15 protein-coding genes are annotated in these 17,408 nt (G+C 67.5%); 9 read left to right on the top strand and 6 right to left on the bottom strand.

What is annotated here, in order from left to right:
• Window positions 1-30: 30 nt before the first annotated feature.
• Complete coding sequence (locus NZK81_RS16330) at window positions 31-486, bottom strand: protein tyrosine phosphatase family protein (protein WP_260047142.1); 456 nt, start codon at window positions 484-486, stop codon at window positions 31-33.
• Between the two features lie 101 nt (window positions 487-587).
• Here NZK81_RS16330 and NZK81_RS16325 point away from each other — a divergent pair, with 101 nt between their 5' ends.
• The 3 genes from NZK81_RS16325 to NZK81_RS16315 all read left to right on the top strand — a co-directional run bounded on the left by NZK81_RS16325 (window position 588) and on the right by NZK81_RS16315 (window position 2,985).
• On the top strand, window positions 588-1,463 hold the full coding sequence (locus NZK81_RS16325; protein WP_260047141.1) for a dienelactone hydrolase family protein: 876 nt from the start codon (window positions 588-590) through the stop codon (window positions 1,461-1,463).
• Between the two features lie 89 nt (window positions 1,464-1,552).
• Window positions 1,553-2,539 carry an SPFH domain-containing protein gene (locus NZK81_RS16320; protein WP_260047140.1) on the top strand — a complete coding sequence of 329 codons (987 nt, stop codon included), beginning with the start codon at window positions 1,553-1,555 and terminating at the stop codon, window positions 2,537-2,539.
• Entirely contained in the window at window positions 2,539-2,985 is a 447-nt protein-coding gene (locus NZK81_RS16315; protein ID WP_260047139.1) for an NfeD family protein, read from the top strand. The genes NZK81_RS16320 and NZK81_RS16315 overlap by 1 nt, the downstream gene beginning before the upstream one ends.
• Window positions 2,986-3,008: 23 nt before the next feature.
• On the opposite strand, the gene NZK81_RS16310 is transcribed toward NZK81_RS16315, so the two are convergent.
• Together NZK81_RS16310 and NZK81_RS16305 are read right to left on the bottom strand one after the other, a co-directional pair.
• A complete protein-coding gene (locus NZK81_RS16310; RefSeq protein ID WP_260047138.1) occupies window positions 3,009-4,136 on the bottom strand; it encodes a GGDEF domain-containing protein in 1,128 nt (375 codons plus the stop codon).
• A gap of 75 nt (window positions 4,137-4,211) precedes the next feature.
• Window positions 4,212-5,198, bottom strand: a complete 987-nt coding sequence (locus NZK81_RS16305) for a CorA family divalent cation transporter (protein ID WP_260047137.1) — start codon at window positions 5,196-5,198, stop codon at window positions 4,212-4,214.
• A 124-nt stretch (window positions 5,199-5,322) separates the two neighbouring features.
• Here NZK81_RS16305 and msrB point away from each other — a divergent pair, with 124 nt between their 5' ends.
• Together msrB and NZK81_RS16295 are read left to right on the top strand one after the other, a co-directional pair.
• Window positions 5,323-5,721, top strand: a complete 399-nt coding sequence (msrB, locus tag NZK81_RS16300) for a peptide-methionine (R)-S-oxide reductase MsrB (RefSeq protein ID WP_260047136.1) — start codon at window positions 5,323-5,325, stop codon at window positions 5,719-5,721.
• A gap of 145 nt (window positions 5,722-5,866) precedes the next feature.
• The gene (locus tag NZK81_RS16295; protein ID WP_260047135.1) at window positions 5,867-8,047 is read left to right on the top strand and encodes a PBP1A family penicillin-binding protein; all 2,181 of its coding nucleotides are present in this window, start codon (window positions 5,867-5,869) and stop codon (window positions 8,045-8,047) included.
• 130 nt (window positions 8,048-8,177) lie between these two features.
• Here the strand turns inward: NZK81_RS16295 and NZK81_RS16290 are convergent, their stop codons facing one another.
• The 3 genes from NZK81_RS16290 to hflK form a co-directional block, all read right to left on the bottom strand.
• Window positions 8,178-9,734 (bottom strand): Do family serine endopeptidase, encoded by a 1,557-nt coding sequence (locus NZK81_RS16290; RefSeq protein WP_260047134.1) that lies wholly within the window; start codon window positions 9,732-9,734, stop codon window positions 8,178-8,180.
• A 114-nt stretch (window positions 9,735-9,848) separates the two neighbouring features.
• Window positions 9,849-10,688 carry a protease modulator HflC gene (hflC, locus tag NZK81_RS16285; RefSeq protein WP_260047133.1) on the bottom strand — a complete coding sequence of 280 codons (840 nt, stop codon included), beginning with the start codon at window positions 10,686-10,688 and terminating at the stop codon, window positions 9,849-9,851.
• Window positions 10,688-11,827, bottom strand: a complete 1,140-nt coding sequence (gene hflK / locus NZK81_RS16280) for a protease modulator HflK (RefSeq protein ID WP_260047239.1) — start codon at window positions 11,825-11,827, stop codon at window positions 10,688-10,690. The genes hflC and hflK overlap by 1 nt, the downstream gene beginning before the upstream one ends.
• A 199-nt stretch (window positions 11,828-12,026) precedes the next feature.
• Between hflK and NZK81_RS16275 the strand changes: the two genes are divergently transcribed.
• The 4 genes from NZK81_RS16275 to NZK81_RS16260 all read left to right on the top strand — a co-directional run bounded on the left by NZK81_RS16275 (window position 12,027) and on the right by NZK81_RS16260 (window position 17,369).
• Complete coding sequence (locus NZK81_RS16275; protein WP_260047132.1) at window positions 12,027-12,995, top strand: Mrp/NBP35 family ATP-binding protein; 969 nt, start codon at window positions 12,027-12,029, stop codon at window positions 12,993-12,995.
• Window positions 12,995-15,253 carry a xanthine dehydrogenase family protein molybdopterin-binding subunit gene (locus NZK81_RS16270; RefSeq protein ID WP_260047131.1) on the top strand — a complete coding sequence of 753 codons (2,259 nt, stop codon included), beginning with the start codon at window positions 12,995-12,997 and terminating at the stop codon, window positions 15,251-15,253. The genes NZK81_RS16275 and NZK81_RS16270 overlap by 1 nt, the downstream gene beginning before the upstream one ends.
• Window positions 15,250-16,266, top strand: coding sequence for a ferrochelatase (hemH, locus tag NZK81_RS16265; RefSeq protein ID WP_260047130.1), 1,017 nt, complete (start codon window positions 15,250-15,252; stop codon window positions 16,264-16,266). Before NZK81_RS16270 ends, hemH begins: the two co-directional genes overlap by 4 nt.
• Window positions 16,267-16,364: 98 nt before the next feature.
• Window positions 16,365-17,369 (top strand): helix-turn-helix domain-containing protein, encoded by a 1,005-nt coding sequence (locus tag NZK81_RS16260; protein WP_260047129.1) that lies wholly within the window; start codon window positions 16,365-16,367, stop codon window positions 17,367-17,369.
• Window positions 17,370-17,408 lie beyond the last annotated feature (39 nt).

Here is a 17,408-nt window from a genome sequence, read left to right as displayed (position 1 = left end):
AGAAATGTCGTCCCGGCGAAGGCCGGGCGCTCAGGACCGGTTCACGAAGCGTTGCCAGGCGGCCGCGTCCTTGTGTGTGCTCGTCGCCGGGTCCCACTGCACGCGCATCAACGCGAGCGCTTCCTGCGCATCCATGCCGCGCGAACGGTTCCAGCGGCAGACGAAGGCGGAGACTCTCCAGTTCATGATGCAATGGACGTGGACCGGCTCGTCTCCCGTATCCGCGAGGGCCTGTGCGAAAATGGCGAAGTGCTCTTCGTCCGGGGCATCGAAAGGCACCGGCACATGGGTATAGGCCAGTCCGGCGGCAGCCATCAGCGCCGGCTCGTCGGCGAGCGCGCCCGGCGAATCCGCCAGCGCCAGATTGATGACATGCCTTACGCCCAGGTCCGCGAGCCGTGCCGGATCGGCCGGGGCGAGGCGTCCCGACGTGGTCAGCCGCGCGTCGATGCGCTGCCAGCAGGCGATGTCGTCGAGGTTTTTCACGGTCGGTGCCTCCTGAGTCAGTTCGTGCAACTTCGTCCTCGCCTGAGCGGTCTTCCCAGGCTAGCCTGGACGTAACCAGAGGCAAGACCGGAGCTCGCGGAATGTGTGACGAATTTACAGCTGGCGCAGAGGAAGCCCATCTTGCGCGGCGCGGTCTCAATCGTCGCCAGTTCGCGGCGTTGGGTGCCGCCGGAATGGCGCTGGTCGGCTGCAGTGGCACGGTCAAGGCGGACGGCGGCAGCGACGTGAGCGAGAAGATGGTCTCGATCACCACGGCCGACGGCATATGCGACGCTTTCTTCGTCCATCCCGCCAAGGGAACGCATCCGGGCGTGATCTTGTGGCCGGACATCGCGGGCCTGCGCGATGCCTTCAAGATCATGGCGCGCAACCTTGCCGCGGAGGGCTATGCCGTGCTGGCCGTCAACCAGTACTATCGCGGCAGTCCGGCCCCGGTGCTCGACAGCTTCTCCGAATGGCGCACGCCGGAAGGGCAGGCGAAGATCGCGCCCTTGCGTGAGGCGCTGACGCCGGATGCGGTGACGAGCGATGCCAAGGCCTTCGTGGCCTTCCTCGACCAGCAGGAAGAAGTCGACATCGCGCGCGGCATCGGTAGCAATGGCTATTGCATGGGCGGTCCGTTCACCGTGCGGTCCGCGGCGGCGGTTCCTTCGCGGGTCAAGGCGGCGGCATCGTTCCATGGCGCGGGCATGGTGACCGATGCGCCGGACAGTCCGCACAGGCTGCTTGCCAGGACGCAGGCGGGTTTCCTCTTCGCCATCGCCCGCAACGACGATGAACGGCAGCCCGAACAGAAGACCGAGCTGCGCAAGGCCGCCGATGCCGCCGGGCGCCCGGCCGAGATCGAGGTCTATCCTGCCGACCACGGCTGGTGCGTGGTGGATTCGCCCGCCTACGATCCCAATGCCGCCGACAAGGCGTGGCAGCGGATGCTGGCGCTGTTTTCCGGTCTTTGAACAGCGGGCGGATTTCCGCCGGTTTTGCTTGCCGCCCCTACCGGCGGCGCTAGGATCGTGTGCGCAACAGGCGGGAGGGCTCACAGGCCATGGCTGGTATCGGAAGTACGTTATTCGCGCTGATCGTCGTCGTCGTGGTGTTCCTGATGATGGGCGTGCGCGTGGTCCGGCAGGGCTATGTCTATACCATCGAGCGGCTGGGCAAGTTCACGCTCTCGGCCGAACCGGGGCTGCACCTCATCATCCCGTTCGTCGACCGGGTTGGCCACAAGGTCAACATGATGGAACAGGTGCTCGACATTCCGGGGCAGGAGATCATCACCAAGGACAACGCCATGGTCGGCGTCGATGCGGTCGTGTTCTTCCAGGTGCTGGATGCGGGCAAGGCGGCCTACGAGGTGCACAACCTCTATGCCGCCATCATGGCGCTGACGACGACGAACCTGCGTACCGTCATGGGTTCGATGGACCTCGACGAGACGCTGTCCAAGCGTGACGAGATCAATGCGCGGCTGCTGTCGGTGGTCGACCACGCGACATCGCCCTGGGGCGTCAAGATTACCCGCGTCGAGATCAAGGACATCCGCCCGCCGGTCGACATTTCCGAGGCGATGGCACGGCAGATGAAGGCCGAGCGCCTCAAGCGCGCCGAGATCCTCGAGGCCGAGGGCGACCGGGCTTCCAACATCCTGCGCGCAGAGGGCGAGAAGCAGTCAGCGATCCTCGAGGCCGAAGGCCGCCGCGAAGCCGCCTTCCGCGATGCCGAGGCGCGCGAGCGCGCGGCCGAGGCGGAAGCCAAGGCGACGCAGATGGTGTCGAGCGCCATTGCCGAATCCGGCAGCCAGGCGATCAACTACTTCGTCGCCCAGAAATATACCGAGGCGGTGCAGGCCTTCGCGACGTCGCCCAATGCCAAGACCATCCTGTTCCCGGTCGAGGCGACGCAGCTGATCGGCACGCTTGGCGGCATCGGCGAGCTGGCGAAGGAAGCGCTGGGCGGTGATGGCGGGACCAGCGGCCGTCCGGCGTCGCCCCGGCCCAGCGTACCGCCTTCGGGCATGGGCGGAGCGCGCTGATGGACTTGTTCGGCGAGTTCGAGTTTCACTACACCTGGCTCGCACTCGGGCTGGTTCTGGCCGTCGCCGAGATGGCCATTCCCGGCGTTTTCCTGATCTGGATGGCGGGTGCTGCGCTGGTGACGGGGCTGGTCGCCTGGATCGTGCCGATCGGGGTGCCGCTGCAGATCGTGATGTTCGCGGTGCTCTCGATCCTCGCAGTGTTCATGGGGCGCCGCTACATTGCCAGCCATCCGGTGGTGAGTGCCGATCCCAAGATGAACGACCGGGGCGCCCGCGTCGTGGGCGAGACGGTGATGGTGACACAGGCGATCGAGGGCGGGTCCGGCCGGGTCAAGCTCGGCGACAGCGAATGGCTGGCCAAGGGCGCCGACGCGCCGGTGGGCACGCGGCTGCGCGTGGCCGGGCACGATGGCGTGGTGCTGATCGTGGAGCCGGTTGCCTGATCGGTTCTGTCTGAACCGCGGCTTCAGGCCGCTTTGCGGGTGTTCTTGTCGCTGTAGAGGCGGTTGTCCGCGCTGTGCACCAGTTCGTCCGGCGTGCGCCCGTCGGCCGGGTTTGCCGCGATGCCGAAGCTGCAGCCGACGGTGAGCTGGTGCCCGTGAAAGGGCACAGGCTGCGTGATCGCGGCCCGGAACGCCTCGGGATCGCAAGCCACGGGAATCCCGCCCGAAGGCGAGGTTGCGAACAGCAGCGCGAACTCGTCGCCGCCGAGGCGGGCGATGGAGAGGGCAGAGGGGGCGACCACCTGGAGGCGCCGGGCAATCGTGCGCAGGATCTCGTCTCCTGCAAGGTGGCCGTAGCGGTCGTTGACCTGCTTGAAGCCGTCCAGATCGGCAAGGGCCAGGACAACGCGGTCTTCCGCCGACAGGCGGGCTTCCAGTTCCCGGTCGAACGCCAGGCGGTTCTGCAGGCCGGTCATCGGGTCGGTGACAGCGATCCGGTCCAGCTCGTGCTGATAGCCAAGCATGCGCACCGTTTCCCGGAACTTGGCGAGGACCACGCCGGCCTGCATCATCGTGACCAGCACCATCATCGCCGCCATCGCCCTGACGCCCAGGTTGTCATAGAGCATCATCTTGATGACGATCGGCGTGACCGTGGTGGCCATTGCGGCGATGGCCGCACGCGGCGCGCTGATCAGGCAGGTCGAAGACATCAGCGCGGCAATGCCGATGAACACCGGGGCGACCATGCAGTAGTATTGTTCGGTCTCGGTGAAGGCGTTGACGCACCAGATACCGGCCACGGCGCCCAGCGTGGCGGCGACCGGCAGGGTGCGGTGGAGCAGGCGCGCGGCCTGCCCGGGCGCGGTAACGGGGCCATGGCCGCGCCGGATATAGAGCACGGCAAGGCAAGTGCCGATGATGATCGCGGGCGGCGCGAGTTGCTGCCACCAGGGCAGGTCGCCCAGGACCGCGAGCGCCATGGCAAGGGCATTGGCGGCAATCAGCAGGCAGAGCATGGGCAGGAATGCGCGCAGGCGCTCGGCCTGCAGAATCAGGGTCTGCGCGCGCAAGTGTTCGGGCACCGGCGCCGTGAAGGGCGACGTCCAGCCGTCCAGTTCCGTCCCTATGCGCTGCAAGCGCCCATGCATGCTGATGCGTACCCTGCCCGTTTGGTTTCCGGGAAGGTAAGCACGAGGCCTTGCCGAACGGTTAAACGGGGGGTGCTACCGGAAGAACCCGCGGGCCCGCAGGAACAGGTACGTCGCCAGCGCCGCCCCGGCCGCGACCACCGTGGCGCCCAGCGTGCCGTCGCGGCCGGTCATCGGCAGGTCGCCGGTGTTCATGCCGAAGATGCCGGTCACCAGCGTCGTCGGCAGCAGCAGTGCGGTCATCACCGAGAGGATGTAGAGGTTCTGGTTCATCCGCAGGTTGGACTGGTCGTTGATCTCGTCGCGCACGGCGCGCAGCTGGCTCAGCACGCTCTGGATGTCGGCATCGGCGCCCTGCACGCGCTGCGAGAGCTTTTCGACCATGGGCAGGATGTCGGCGGGCAGGTCCTCGTCGAGTTCGAGGCGGCGGAACACGCTCTGCATGCCTTCCAGCATGCGGTGGAGCTGGGCGAGGCGGCGGCGGATGTCCATCAGCCGGTGCCCGCTCGGCACTTGCCGTTCCTCGACCAGCGCGTCCTCGGCGGCCTGCACTTCGGACGAGAGGCTGCCGTTGATGCGTCCGAAGTTCTCGAGAATGGCGCCGACGATCAGTTCCAGCCCGCGCGCCGGGGAGGTGACGACCTCGCTGTCGCGCAGCCGCCTGCGGGCGATGTCGGCCGATCCGATCGGATGATGGCGGGCCGAGATGATCAGGCGGGGTGTCAGCACCACGCGCAGCGCGCCGATGCGGCCGGTGTCGCGCACGTCGAAATCGCGCTCGAAATCGTGCAGCACGCAGGCGACCGTTTCGCCGTCCACCAGCGCGCGTTGGTGCTTGTCCTGCGAGAGCAGGATGTCGCGCGCGGGCGGGGTCAGCTCGGTCGTGGTCTCGATCCACAGCTGCGTCCCGTGGTCGGCCAGATTGAGGTGCAGCCAGCGTATGAAGCCGGTGTGCGCGCTGTCGCAGTTCACCACTTCGCGCCTTTGGCCGGGCGCGAAGTCTATGCCCCAGATCAGCCCGGGGCCCTGGCCCATCGGGACCCTTTCGTGGGGTTGCTCCATTCCGCTCTCCTTGCCGCTGCGCGGGGGCGAACCTATCACGGAACGGCGACGTTTGAAGGATATCCATCGCACTGGAAAAGCCCGTGGCGACGCGCCATATTCGGCCCCAAGGAGAAGCGAGACGATGACCGAAAAGCTCAATCTCACCGAAACGGAGTGGCGCGAGAGGCTTTCGCCCGAGCAGTACCACGTGCTGCGCGAGGCCGGAACCGAGCGGGCCTTCACCGGCAAGTACGAGAAGAACAAGGCCGAGGGCGTGTACTATTGCGCCGGCTGCGGTGCGCCCCTGTTCTCGTCGGAAACCAAGTACAATTCGGGCTCGGGATGGCCGAGCTACACCGCGCCCGTCGGCGCGGACGCGGTGGACGAGCACCGCGACGTGTCGCACGGCATGGTGCGCACCGAAGTGACCTGCGCCAGGTGCGACGGGCATCTCGGCCATGTGTTCCCCGATGGTCCGGGGCCGGGCGGCCTGCGCTATTGCATCAACAGCGCATCGATGGATTTCAAGCCCGGCGAATGAACCGGCGGCCCGGTCTGCCGGGCTTCTTCGGCAGACGTCGCAGGAGGCCCGACGAAGACCGTTAACCTCGGGTTACAAATCCCCATGCAAGGTGTACACGAACGATCGGACAGTTCTGTCTGCTAAAGGGGTTTGTACCTAGAAGATGGCCAAGAATTCCGGCCGGAACCGCAAGTCCAGCGGTCCTTCCCGAAAGCCTGCGAAGAAACCGTTCTGGCGCCGTCTCCTGCGCGGGACGGTGCTATGGGGATTTGCACTGGCACTGCTGGGCGCGATCTTCCTTGGCGTGGCGATCTTCTTCACCGAGCGTGAATTGCCCGATTACAGCGCGCTCAAGAGCAGCCAGAACGGGCAGATGATCGTCGTGCGCGCGCGCGACGGGTCCGAGCTCGTCTCGCTCGGGCCGAGCTATGGCAAGTGGCTGCCCGCCGACCAGATCCCCGCGATCATGAAGAAGGCCATGGTCGCGGTGGAGGACCGGCGCTTCTATTCGCACTTCGGCGTCGATCCGCTGGGACTGCTGCGTGCGGTCTATACGGCGGTGAGCGGCGACCGCAGGATATCGGCCACTTCCACGATCACCCAGCAGCTTGCGCGCAACATCTTCCTCAACAACAGCCGCAGCTATGTCCGCAAGGCGCGCGAAGCGGTGATCGCGCTGGCGCTCGAGCGCAAGTTCACCAAGGACCAGATCCTCGAGCTCTATCTCAACAAGGTCTATTTCGGCGGCGGTGCCTACGGGATCGACGCGGCGAGCCGCAAGTTCTTCGGCCATCCCGCCACCGAACTCTCGACCGCGGAAGCCGCGATCATCGCCGGTCTCGTCAAGGCGCCGTCGCACTATTCGCCGACCGCCGATGCCGAGGCGTCGGTCGAACGTGGCAAGGTCGTGCTCGGCCTGATGGCGAAGAACGGCGCGATCACCCCGGCCGAGGCGGGCACCATCGATCTGTCCGACGTCAACATCGCCAAGGAGAAGGGCCAGAACTCGGTCCGCTACTTCACCGACTGGGCCCTGCCGCAGCTCGACCTGCTGCTGCCGGAAACCAACGGGCCGATCGAGGTGTGGACCACGCTCGATCCCAAGATGCAGGCCGCGGCGACCAGGGCGATCGACGCCAACGTGCCCGACGGCGCGCAGGGCGCGCTCGTCAGCCTCGACAACGACGGTGCGGTGCTGGCGATGGTCGGCGGTACCGATTACGTCACCTCCAACTACAACCGTGCGACCGACGCTGTGCGTCAGCCCGGCTCGGCCTGGAAGTTGTTCGTCTACATGGCGGCGCTCGAGGCGGGCTATACGCCCAGCGACCGCGTCGTCGACGAGCCGGTGACGATCGACGGCTGGAGCCCGCACAATTCAGGCCGCAACTACGCCGGCGAGATCGATGTGCGCACCGCCTTTGCCTATTCGAAGAACACGATCGCCGCGCAGCTCGGCAACGAAGTGGGCTTCGGCACGGTTGCCAGCATGGCGCGCCGCTTCGGCATCACCACGCCGATCAACACCCAGCCGGCGATGGTTCTGGGCACCTCGGAAGTGCGCGTGATCGACATGACGCGCGCCTTTGCCGCGGTCTCGGCCGGCGGGACCTCGGTCGAGCCCTATGGCATCACCAAGGTGACTGCCAGCGACGGCGAGGTGCTCTACCAGCACAAATCGGTGCGCGGGCAGGTGCTGGTGCCGCACTACGTGGCCGCCGGGATCACCGACTTGCTGCAGACCGCCGTCGCCACCGGCACCGGCCGCGCCGCGCAGATCGGGCGGCCGGTCGCGGGCAAGACCGGCACCACCAGTTCCAACAAGGACGGCTGGTTCCTCGGCTTCTCGAGCGGCGTCACCACCGGCGTGTGGATGGGCCGCGACGATGCCAAGCGGGTTGGCGGGCTCTCGGGCGGCCATGCGCCGGCGCGGGCCTTTGCGGACTACATGAAGGTTGCGGTCGCCAAGCGTCCGGTCGAGGAGTTCGATACCAAGCTGCAATTGCCCGAATGGCAGCTGGAACCCGACGACGAGTATCTCCAGGGCGATCCGGACGACTACTACTACGTCGACGAGAACGGAAACCTCGTGCCGCCGGGCGACGGAACGCGCCCCGCCGGTGACCTGCCGCGCTACGAGGACGGCACGGTCGGACCCGGTCCGGGCCCCGGCACGCCACAGGTGCCCGACTATGGCCCGCCGGCAGCACCGCCTGCCGCGAGCGACGATTTCCTCGATCAGGCCACGGGCAAGAAAGGTGCCGCCGCCGACCCGGGCTTGCGTCCGGGGCAGGGGATCGCACCGTCCCCTACACCGACACGGACGCCCGCGGGGGCTTATTGAGTTCCATCCCGCACTGCGCGGGAATCTTGTTCGAGGGACAGCGAAGCGGCCCAGATTGCCCCGCCCAAACGAAAACGCCCGCCGGGATGAACCGGCGGGCGTCTTTTGTCTTGCGGATGTCCCGCCTGCGTCAGCGCAGGCGGATCGGCACGAAGACCGGCGACTGGCCGCGCGGCTGCACGCGCAGCAGCACCGCCGAGCGCCCATCCGCCTTGGCGGCCTTGATCGCGGTTTCGAGGTCGGCTTCCGAGTTCACGTCGTGTCCGTTGGCGGACAGCACGATAAACCCGCGCGCGAGGCCCTTCTGGCCGGCATCCGAGCTGGGATCCACGGCCACGACGACCACGCCCTTGCTGCCGTCCGACGCGCCGAGCTGGCGCGCGATCTGGGGGGTCATGGGGGTGACCGAGACGCCGAGCGCCTTCTCGATATAACCCTGTTCCTGCTGCGCGGGCGGATTGTTGAACGGGTTGTCGTTCTGATCGCTGTCGGGGCTGAACGACTGGGCGAGTTCCTTCTCGCTCGGGCGCTTGGCGACAGTGGCGGTCAAGGTCATCTTCCGGCCGCCCCGGATCAGTTCGATCGGGATACGGCTGCCCGGCTCGGTGTTGGCCACCAGATAGGACAGCGTCTGGTCCTTGGAGACTTCCTTGCCGTTCACCTTGGTGATGACGTCGCCGGCCTTGATACCGGCCTTGGCGGCGGCACCGTCCGGCTCGACAGCCTGGATGAACTCACCCTTGTTGTGCTCGAGGCCCAGCGAATCGGCGAGATCGTCGTTGAGCTGCTGGATGCGCACGCCCAGGTAACCGCGCTCGATCGCCTCGCCCTTGATGAGCTTCTGGACGATGGGGGCGGCCGTTTCGGCGGGAATCGCGAAGCCGATGCCGACGCTGCCGCCGGTGGGCGAGAAGATCGCGTTGTTGATGCCGATGACCTGCCCGTTCATGTCGAACATCGGGCCGCCCGAGTTGCCCCGGTTGATCGCCGCGTCGGTCTGCAGGTAACGGTCGTAGGCGCCCGCGCCCGAATTCGTGCTGCGATAGACTGCCGAGATGATGCCGGCCGTCACCGTTCCGCCGAGGCCGAACGGGTTGCCGATGGCAACGATCCAGTCGCCCACGCGGGCATCGCGCGAATCGCCGAACTTCACGAACGGCAGCGGCTTCTTGGCGTCGATCTTGAGCACCGCGAGGTCGGAGGCGGCATCCTTGCCGATCAGCTTCGCGGGGTATTCGTCGCCGTCGGGCATGGTGATCGTGATCGATTCGACCTCGCCCTTGCCGTCGGCGGTGATCACGTGATTGTTGGTCACGATGTAGCCATCGGCGGAAATGATGAAGCCGGAGCCCAGCGACTGCGCCTCACGCGTCTGCGGGCCGACGTTGCCGCCGCCGAACAGGCCTTCGAACGGCGTGCCGGCGAAGGGGTTGGCGCTCTGCACCTGAATTCGCTGTCGGGTCGAGATGTTGACCACGGCCGGCGCGAGCTGCGCGGTCAGGTCAGCGAAGCTGGCCGGTGCCCCGGATCGGGGCACCACCTTCGATATCTGGCTCGCCTCGTTCTGGGCGACCTGCGCCCCGGCCGGATAGCCGGTCGCCAGTGAAAGGGTCGCGCCCCCGAGAAGGAGCGCCGTCGTCAATCCATAAGCGTATCGCACGGGCTTCACGTCCTTTGATTCCTCCATTGTGGCGGCGTTGCGGCGCCATCCATCCGACCTCGGCCCGATTGAAGCCCTGCAGGCTTAACCGGGATTGAATGGCGGCGGCATTGGCCTCCTTTTTCGGTCCTTCCCGGCCGACTACGGCTGCCTGAAGTGCTTCAGATAGGCATTGTCGGGTGAAAGCAGGAAGGTCTTGGCACCCTGGTCCTTGGCGAACGAGACGCGGTAGCTCTGCATCGCGCGGTAGAAATCGTAGAAGCCGGGATCCTTGCCATAGGCATCGGCATAGATTTTGGCAGCCTGTGCCTCGGCGTCGGCGCGAATGATCTGCGCGTCGCGCTGGCCCTTCGCGGTGATCGTCTTGGCTTCCTCCTGGCGCGCGGCTTCCATGCGGGTGAAGGCGCTGGCAAGCGCTCCTTCGGGCAGGTCGGCGCGCTTGATTCGCACGTCGACGACCTGGGCGCCGTATTCGTGCGCTTCGCGGTCGAGCAGGTCGCGGATGTTCGCCATTGCCTCGCCGCGTTCGGCGGTGAGCAGCGAGGAGAAAGTACGCTTGCCCAGTTCCTGGCGCACGACCGAGGACAGGATCGGTTCGAGCTGCATGGTCACCCGATCCGTGGTGCCGGCGGCCTGGACCATCTTGATCGGGTCGATGATGCGGTAGCGGGCATAGGCATCGACGTTCAGCCGCTGCTGGTCGGTCGAGAGAACCTGCTGCGACTGCATGTCGACCGACAGCAGGCGCTTGTCGATCCGCTGCACGCGTTCATAGCCGGGGATGCGCCAGTGGACGCCGGCATCGGTCTGCCCGAAATCGGCCTTGGGATCGAAGGCGTTGTACACGCGCACCGGCTTACCGCCCCGGATGACCACGGCCTGCTCGTCCTCGGGAACGACGATCACGCTCATCATCGCGCCGACAAGGATGACCCCGAGCGCGATCCAGGCGGCTTTGTATTTCTGCCACAGGTCCGGCATCACTGGCCTCCCTTCGCGGTCACGGTGGTGGAGGAAAGGGAGTCCTCGCGCCGCTTCACTTCGGGAAGGGGCAGGTAGGACGTCACGCCATCGGCTTCGGCGACGACGGTGTCGTTGTCGCGCAGGACGCCTTCCATGGTTTCGTAGTACATGCGACGCTTCGTCACCTCGGGGGCGAGCCTGTACTGCTCGTAGACCTTGTCGAACTGCGAGGCGTTGCCCTGCGCTTCGGCGAGCTTCTGCTGGGCCCACGCGCGGGCCTCGGAGCGGTCGCGCTCGGCTTCCTGCTGGGCGACGGTGACCTGCTCGAAGGCGGCCTTGGTCTTGGCTGGCGGGTCGGCCTTCTTGATCTCCACGCCCTGCACTGCGACGCCCGACTTGTAGTAGTCGAGGATGCGCTGCATGCGCTCGCGCACGTCCTGTTCCACCTGGGCGCGGCCGGCGCCGGAAATCGCGTCGTTGAGCGAAATCTGCGCGATCGAGGCGCGCATCGCGGCTTCGGCCACTTCGCGTACGGTCTCACCGGGATCGGCGAGGCGGAACTTGTAGTCCTTCAGGTTCTTGATGTTCCAGCGCACCAGATAGCTGAGGTCGACGAGGTTCTTGTCGCTCGTCAGCATCAGCTTTTCGTTGTCGTTGTCCGGAATCATGTCGACGCGGAACGAGCGCACGTCCTCCACGTCGACTTGTTCGATCGGCCAGGGCAGCGTCATGCTGATGCCGGAATCGATCGGGCGGGCATACTTGCCGAACATGGTGACGATGCCCTGCTCCTTGGGGCCGATCATGTGGAACATCGACAGCCCGAGCAGGACCGCGACCGCAAGGCCTATGCCGAGCGGCAGCCACGACTTGCCATCCGGCCGGCGCGGCATCTGGGGAAAGCCGCCACCGGGGCCGCGCGGTCCGCCCCCGCCGGGACGGCGCGGATCGCGGCTGCGGAAAATATCCTCGATACTGGCCGAACGGCGTGGCGGTGTGTCGCCGCTGGGCAGCCAGGGATTGCGGGGGCCTTTCGAATCCGAATCGCCCTTGTCGCCGCTCCCCTTGTCGTCGGGCGCGTCGCTTCCCTTGTCGTCGTTGCCGTTGCCGGCCTCTCCACCACCCTTGCCGCCCCAGGGGCTGTTGCGGCCGGCCATTGCCAGTCCCGCGCGTCTGCGGACATCCGTGCCCAGGGTCGCCATTGCGTCACCGATTGCTTTCATGGCGTTATCTATAGGAACCTACGCCGTAAAAAACAGGGCCTCTCTTGCCCTTTTTCCGCGACTGGGCCACCTGAGCGGCAGAGCCGCGCACCGCGCGAAGCCGGGGCGGACTTGGCGCGGACCTGGAGATCGCATGACGAGTGACGCTGCCGACCGACTGAAATCCCTCCTTCCCGACCAGGCCGTTGCCCGGCTGCAATCGCTGCGGCTGGCCGATGGGCGGGCAACGCTCGTTCTGGACGCCACCGGGCTTTCCGCCCCCGCGCGCGACGGGCTTGAGGCCTCGGTCAAGTCCGCCCTGGAGGGTGCGCCCGGCGTTGCCGAGGTGCGCGTGGCGATGATGGCCGACAAGGCCGTCCAGAAGATCGTCGCGGTCGGATCGGGCAAGGGCGGCGTGGGCAAGTCCACCGTCGCGGCGAACCTTGCCGTTGCCCTGTCGCGGGGCGGCCGCAAGGTGGGGCTGGTCGATGCCGATATCTACGGCCCGTCCCAGGCGCGGCTGATGGGTACCGAGGGTCAGCGCCCGGTTGCCCATGACAACCGGCTGGTGCCGGTGGCCAGCCAGTGGGGCGTGCCGGTGCTCTCGATGGCGCACTTGTCGCAACCGGGGCAGGCGATCGCCTGGCGCGGGCCGATGGCTTCGGGGGCGCTCACGCAGCTGCTCGAAGGGCACTGGGACGAGGCCGAGATTCTCGTCGTCGACCTGCCGCCGGGCACGGGCGACATCCAGCTTACCATGCTGCAGAAATTCAAGCCGGCCGGCGCGGTGATCGTTTCCACCCCGCAGGACCTCGCGCTGATCGACGCGACGCGTGCCGTCGAACTGTTCGAAAAGGGCGGGGTGCCCGTCATCGGCGTGGTCGAGAACATGGCCGGCTATGCCTGCCCGCACTGCGGCGAAGTGAGCGATCCGTTCGGAGCCGGCGGGGCGGAAGCGGCTGCGCGCAGCATGGGAACGGATTTCCTCGGCCGCATTCCGCTCGACATCGCGATCCGCCGCGAGAGCGACGCCGGCACGCCCACTGCCGCCGGCGAGGGCCCGCAGGCGCGGGCATTTGCCGATCTGGCGGGCAAGGTCATGGGCTGGCTGGACGCGCACTGATGGCCGTTACCCGCCGCGGTATCCTGATCGGGGCGCTGGCCGGGGGCGGCCTGGTTCTCGGCTATTTCCTGCGGCCGCGGCATTTCCCCCTGCCGCTCGCACCGGGGCCGGGCGAATTCGCCTTCGATGCCTGGATCAAGATCGGCAAGGACGGCGTGATCTCGGTCGCGGTGCCACAGGTGGAGATGGGGCAGGGAGTGACGACGCTCATCCCGCAGGTCGTCGCGCACGAACTGGGTGCGGACTGGCGGCAGGTGGGCGTCGAGCCGGTGCCGCTGAGCGCGCTCTACGCCAATCTTGCGCTTGCCGCGCGCTGGGCGCCGCTGTGGCTGCCGCTGGCCCCTTCGCTGGGCGACGAGCCCGACGATATGCTCACCCGCCGCTGGGCGCAGGACCACCGCTTCAACGCCACGGCCGACGGCACGTCGCTCGCCGCGTACGAAGGCCCTGCACGTGCCGCCGCCGCATCCGCCCGCGCGATGCTGATGCAGGCCGCCGCGGCGCGCTGGAACGTTGCCTGGGAGGAATGCGAGGCCAAGGCCGGCTTCGTCGTGCACGCGGACAAGCGCCTGCCCTTCGGCGCCCTGGTGGAGGAAGCCGCCGCCTACGCGCCGCCTTCCACGCCGCCGCTGCGGGTCGATGCCATGGCCGAGAGCCCCGGCGAATTCCCGCCGGGGGCGTCGCTGCGCTACCCCCGGCTCGACCTGCCGTCCAAGGTCGACGGGTCGTGGACCTTCGCGGGGGACGTGCGCCTACCGGACATGGTCCATGCCGCAATCCGTCACGCACCGCTGGGCGCCAGCGCCTCGCTGTCCTCCATCAAGGAGGATGCGGCAAAGAACATGAAGGGCTTTCTGCGCGTGGTGAAAGGCGAAGGCTGGGTCGCCGCCGTCGCGCGCGACTGGTGGACCGCCGATACCGCGCTTGCCCGCATGGTGCCGCGCTTCAGGGTCGCCACTGCGCTTGAAAGCACGGATGTCGACAATGCTCTGGACGCTGCGATGCGTGCCGGACAGCCGCACCGCATCCACGCGTCGGGCGACATGGCCGTGGTCGAGGGCGGACTGCCGCTGCAATTGCGCTACGAAGTGGTCCCGGCGATCCATGCGACGATCGAAACGGCCAGTGTCACCGCGCGGCTGGCGGACGGGCGGCTTGAGCTCTGGGTCGGGACGCAGGCACCCACGGCCACTTGCGAGGCGGCGGCGCGTGTGATCGGGATCGATCCGGCCGACGTCGTGCTCTATCCCATGCCGCTGGGCGGCAGCTTCGACCGGCGGCTCGAATTCGGCCATGCGGTGGAAGCGGCGATCCTGACGAAGGAAACCGGCCGTCCGGTGCAGCTTACCTGGTCGCGGCGCGAGGAGATGCGCGCGAGCCTGCCGCGCACGCCGGTCGTGGCCGTCATGGCCGCGCGGTCCGATACCGAGGGCGGTATCGCCGGCTGGCGCGCGCGCGTGGCCATGCCGGCGACCGTGCGCGAGTTCGGTCGCCGCCTGTTCGACGGCGACACGCCGGTCGAGGCGATCGAGGCGGTGGCCGGCAAGCAGGACCCGCTCGCGCTCGAAGGCGCGGTCCCGCCTTACGAGATCCCCAGCGTCGCGGTCGATCACGTGCCTGCCAGGATCGCTCTTCCCACCGCGCGCCTGCGCGGGAATGCCCATGGCTACACCGCCTTCTTCAACGAGTGCTTCGTCGACGAACTGGCGCACAAGGCCGGTCGCGAGCCGCTGTCCTACCGCATGGCGATGCTGGGCAAGAACCCGCGCCTCGCCGAATGCCTGCAGCGCGTCGCGGCGCTGGCGCAGTGGGACGGCGGGGGCGACAACAGCGGGCAGGGCATCGCCTGCCACGTCATCGGCGAAGGACGCATCGCCGTGGTCGCCAGCGCCCGCCGCGACGAGAACGGCGTGCGGGTCGACAGGCTGAGCGCGGTTGCCGACATCGGCCGCATCGTCAATTTCGACATTGCCCGGCAGCAGGTCGAAGGGGGGCTTGTCTTCGGGCTCGGCCTCGCGCTGGGCTGTTCGGTCCGCTACGAGCACGGCCGGCCCGACAGCGACCGCCTGCTTGGACTGGGCCTGCCGGTACTGGCCGATTGCCCGACGATCGAAGTCGAATTCATCGAGAGCACCGAGGAGCCCGCAGACCCCGGCGAACTGGGCGTTGCCGCCGTCGCTCCGGCAGTCGCCAACGCGCTGTTTTCCGCGACCGGGCTCCGGTCCCGCCACCTGCCGCTGTTCGGGGAGGAATTGTGACGCTGCCGCCAGACCATCCTTCCGTGTCGACCGGCGGGGTCGGCGTGCTGCTCGTCAACCTCGGTACGCCCGATGCGCCGACCCCGGCGGCGGTGCGCCGCTACCTTGCCGAGTTCCTCTCGGACCCGCGCGTGGTCGAGATCCCCCGGATTGCCTGGAAGCCGATCCTGCACGGGATCATCCTGCGCACCCGTCCGGCAAAGTCCGCCCATGCCTATGCGCAGGTCTGGACGCAGCATGGCTCCCCGCTCGCCGCAATCACCGCTGCCCAGGCCAGGGCGTTGCAGGCACGGTTGGGCGCAGATGTGCGGGTCGACTGGGCGATGCGCTACGGCAATCCCCCGATCGCCACGAAGCTGCAGGCCATGGCCGCGACCGGCTGCGACCGCATTCTCGTCGCGCCGCTCTATCCGCAGTATTCGGGGGCGACGACGGCTTCGGTGATGGACAGCGTGGGCGATGCCCTGCGCGCCATGCGCTGGCAGCCGGCGCTGCGCACGCTGCCGCCCTATTACGACGATCCGGCCCATATCGCCGCGCTCGAGCAGGACATCGTGCGGCAGGTGGAGGCGCTGGACTTCGTGCCCGAGGTGTTGCTGCTGTCCTACCACGGCATGCCCGAGCGCACGCTGCATCTAGGCGATCCATACCACTGTCAGTGCCGCAAGACCTCGCGCCTGCTGGGCGAGCGGCTGGCGCAGCGCCTGCCGGGCATGCGGATCGAGACCAGCTTCCAGTCGCGTTTCGGCCGCGCGAAGTGGCTGGAGCCGGCGACCGAGACAGTGCTGGAAAGCGAGGCGAAGGCAGGGACCCGCGGCATTGCGGTCGTCGCTCCGGGGTTTGCCGCCGATTGCGTGGAGACGCTGGAGGAACTGGCGATTCGCGGGCGCGAGGTGTTTCAGGCCGCGGGAGGCGAGCACTATGCCACGCTGGCCTGCCTCAACGACGCGGCGCCGGGCATGGCGATGCTGGAGGCGCTGGTGCGCCGTGAACTGGCGGGCTGGCGGGATTGAGGCTTGCAGTGATTTAACCGGTTGGGCCATCGTTATTCTTGACCTGATCTGTTTATGTTCTACTCTTGTTCCATATGCGGAACACGGAGTCGGAACAGATGCGCGACACGGATTTCCTTCAGCCTGATTTTCCTTATGCGTCCGGTGCGCCGGAACGCGGCATCGTTGCGGGCGGCCTGCCCGTGGCGCTCTCGATCTTTGCCGACCGGCCGCACTTGCGTGCGACGATGCGGGATGATGCGCAGGCGGCGGGACTGGTCGTCACGGCGGCCGGGGCACTGTCGGACCTGCTGCAAGGCGGCGAGGTGCAACCGCTGGGGGATGTCGTTCTGGTCGACTGCCCGCAAGTCGACGCCGAAGCGCTGGCGGCACTGGCAAGGCTCGACCTGCGTGCCGCCCGATGCGAAGCGCGGCTGATCGTTTCGACCAGTGTCGAAGCGCTCGATGATGTGTTTTCCTGCATGGACCAGTCGGAGCCGGTGCTGCTGGTCGCGCCCAACCGTGCCGAACGGGTGATCGCGCTGGGGCAGGTGCTGGCCACTTTCGGTCCGGCCCGGTTGCGGGACCTTTCGGAGGACGATCGGCTGATGCTGCTGCGCCTGTCCGAGCAGGTGGGGCAGATCGCGGGGCGGATCGAATGCCTCTCTCCAGGCGGAGCGCTCGTGAAGGATACCGGAAGCGGCGGGTTCCGTTTCGCACGGTCCTCGTCCGGGCGTCTGGCCGATGAAGTCGGGGGCTTGCAGAACGGCAGGAGCCACGTGGCGCGGCCGTCGCTTCCCGATGCCAGGCTGGTGCGCGGGATCATCCGGCAGCGCCAGCAGCGCGCGCGGTTCTTCGATGGCGGGCTGTTCGCCGATCCGGCCTGGGACATGCTGCTGGATCTCACCGCTGCGCGGGTGGAGCACAAGCGGGTTTCGGTCACCTCGCTGTGTATCGCCTCGGGCGTTCCGCCGACGACGGCGCTGCGCTGGATCGGGCAGATGGTAGAGGCGGGCCTGTTCGTGCGTGTCTGCGACGACAGCGACCGCCGCCGCGCCTTCATCGACCTTACTGACAAGGCGGTGGAGGCGATGGCGCGCTACTTCGCCGAGAGGGCCGGTTAACATCCGATCGTGCGGATACGAAAACGGCCCGGACGCCGT

This window comes from Novosphingobium mangrovisedimenti (assembly GCF_025153475.1).
Classification (GTDB): Bacteria; Pseudomonadota; Alphaproteobacteria; order Sphingomonadales; family Sphingomonadaceae; genus Novosphingobium; species Novosphingobium mangrovi_A.
This window is presented reverse-complemented; position numbering and strand designations above follow the sequence as displayed.

What these genes read in the sequence shown, in the direction of transcription:
- NZK81_RS16325 (WP_260047141.1), top strand. Translation starts at nt 588, where the DNA reads ATGTGTGACGAATTTACAGCTGGCGCAGAGGAAGCCCATCTTGCGCGG.
- NZK81_RS16320 (WP_260047140.1), top strand. Translation starts at nt 1,553, where the DNA reads ATGGCTGGTATCGGAAGTACGTTATTCGCGCTGATCGTCGTCGTCGTG.
- NZK81_RS16315 (WP_260047139.1), top strand. Translation starts at nt 2,539, where the DNA reads ATGGACTTGTTCGGCGAGTTCGAGTTTCACTACACCTGGCTCGCACTC.
- NZK81_RS16310 (WP_260047138.1), bottom strand. Translation starts at nt 4,136, where the DNA reads ATGCATGGGCGCTTGCAGCGCATAGGGACGGAACTGGACGGCTGGACG.
- NZK81_RS16305 (WP_260047137.1), bottom strand. Translation starts at nt 5,198, where the DNA reads ATGGAGCAACCCCACGAAAGGGTCCCGATGGGCCAGGGCCCCGGGCTG.
- msrB (WP_260047136.1), top strand. Translation starts at nt 5,323, where the DNA reads ATGACCGAAAAGCTCAATCTCACCGAAACGGAGTGGCGCGAGAGGCTT.
- NZK81_RS16295 (WP_260047135.1), top strand. Translation starts at nt 5,867, where the DNA reads ATGGCCAAGAATTCCGGCCGGAACCGCAAGTCCAGCGGTCCTTCCCGA.
- NZK81_RS16290 (WP_260047134.1), bottom strand. Translation starts at nt 9,734, where the DNA reads ATGGAGGAATCAAAGGACGTGAAGCCCGTGCGATACGCTTATGGATTG.
- hflC (WP_260047133.1), bottom strand. Translation starts at nt 10,688, where the DNA reads ATGCCGGACCTGTGGCAGAAATACAAAGCCGCCTGGATCGCGCTCGGG.
- hflK (WP_260047239.1), bottom strand. Translation starts at nt 11,827, where the DNA reads ATGGCCGGCCGCAACAGCCCCTGGGGCGGCAAGGGTGGTGGAGAGGCC.
- NZK81_RS16275 (WP_260047132.1), top strand. Translation starts at nt 12,027, where the DNA reads ATGACGAGTGACGCTGCCGACCGACTGAAATCCCTCCTTCCCGACCAG.
- NZK81_RS16270 (WP_260047131.1), top strand. Translation starts at nt 12,995, where the DNA reads ATGGCCGTTACCCGCCGCGGTATCCTGATCGGGGCGCTGGCCGGGGGC.
- NZK81_RS16260 (WP_260047129.1), top strand. Translation starts at nt 16,365, where the DNA reads ATGCGCGACACGGATTTCCTTCAGCCTGATTTTCCTTATGCGTCCGGT.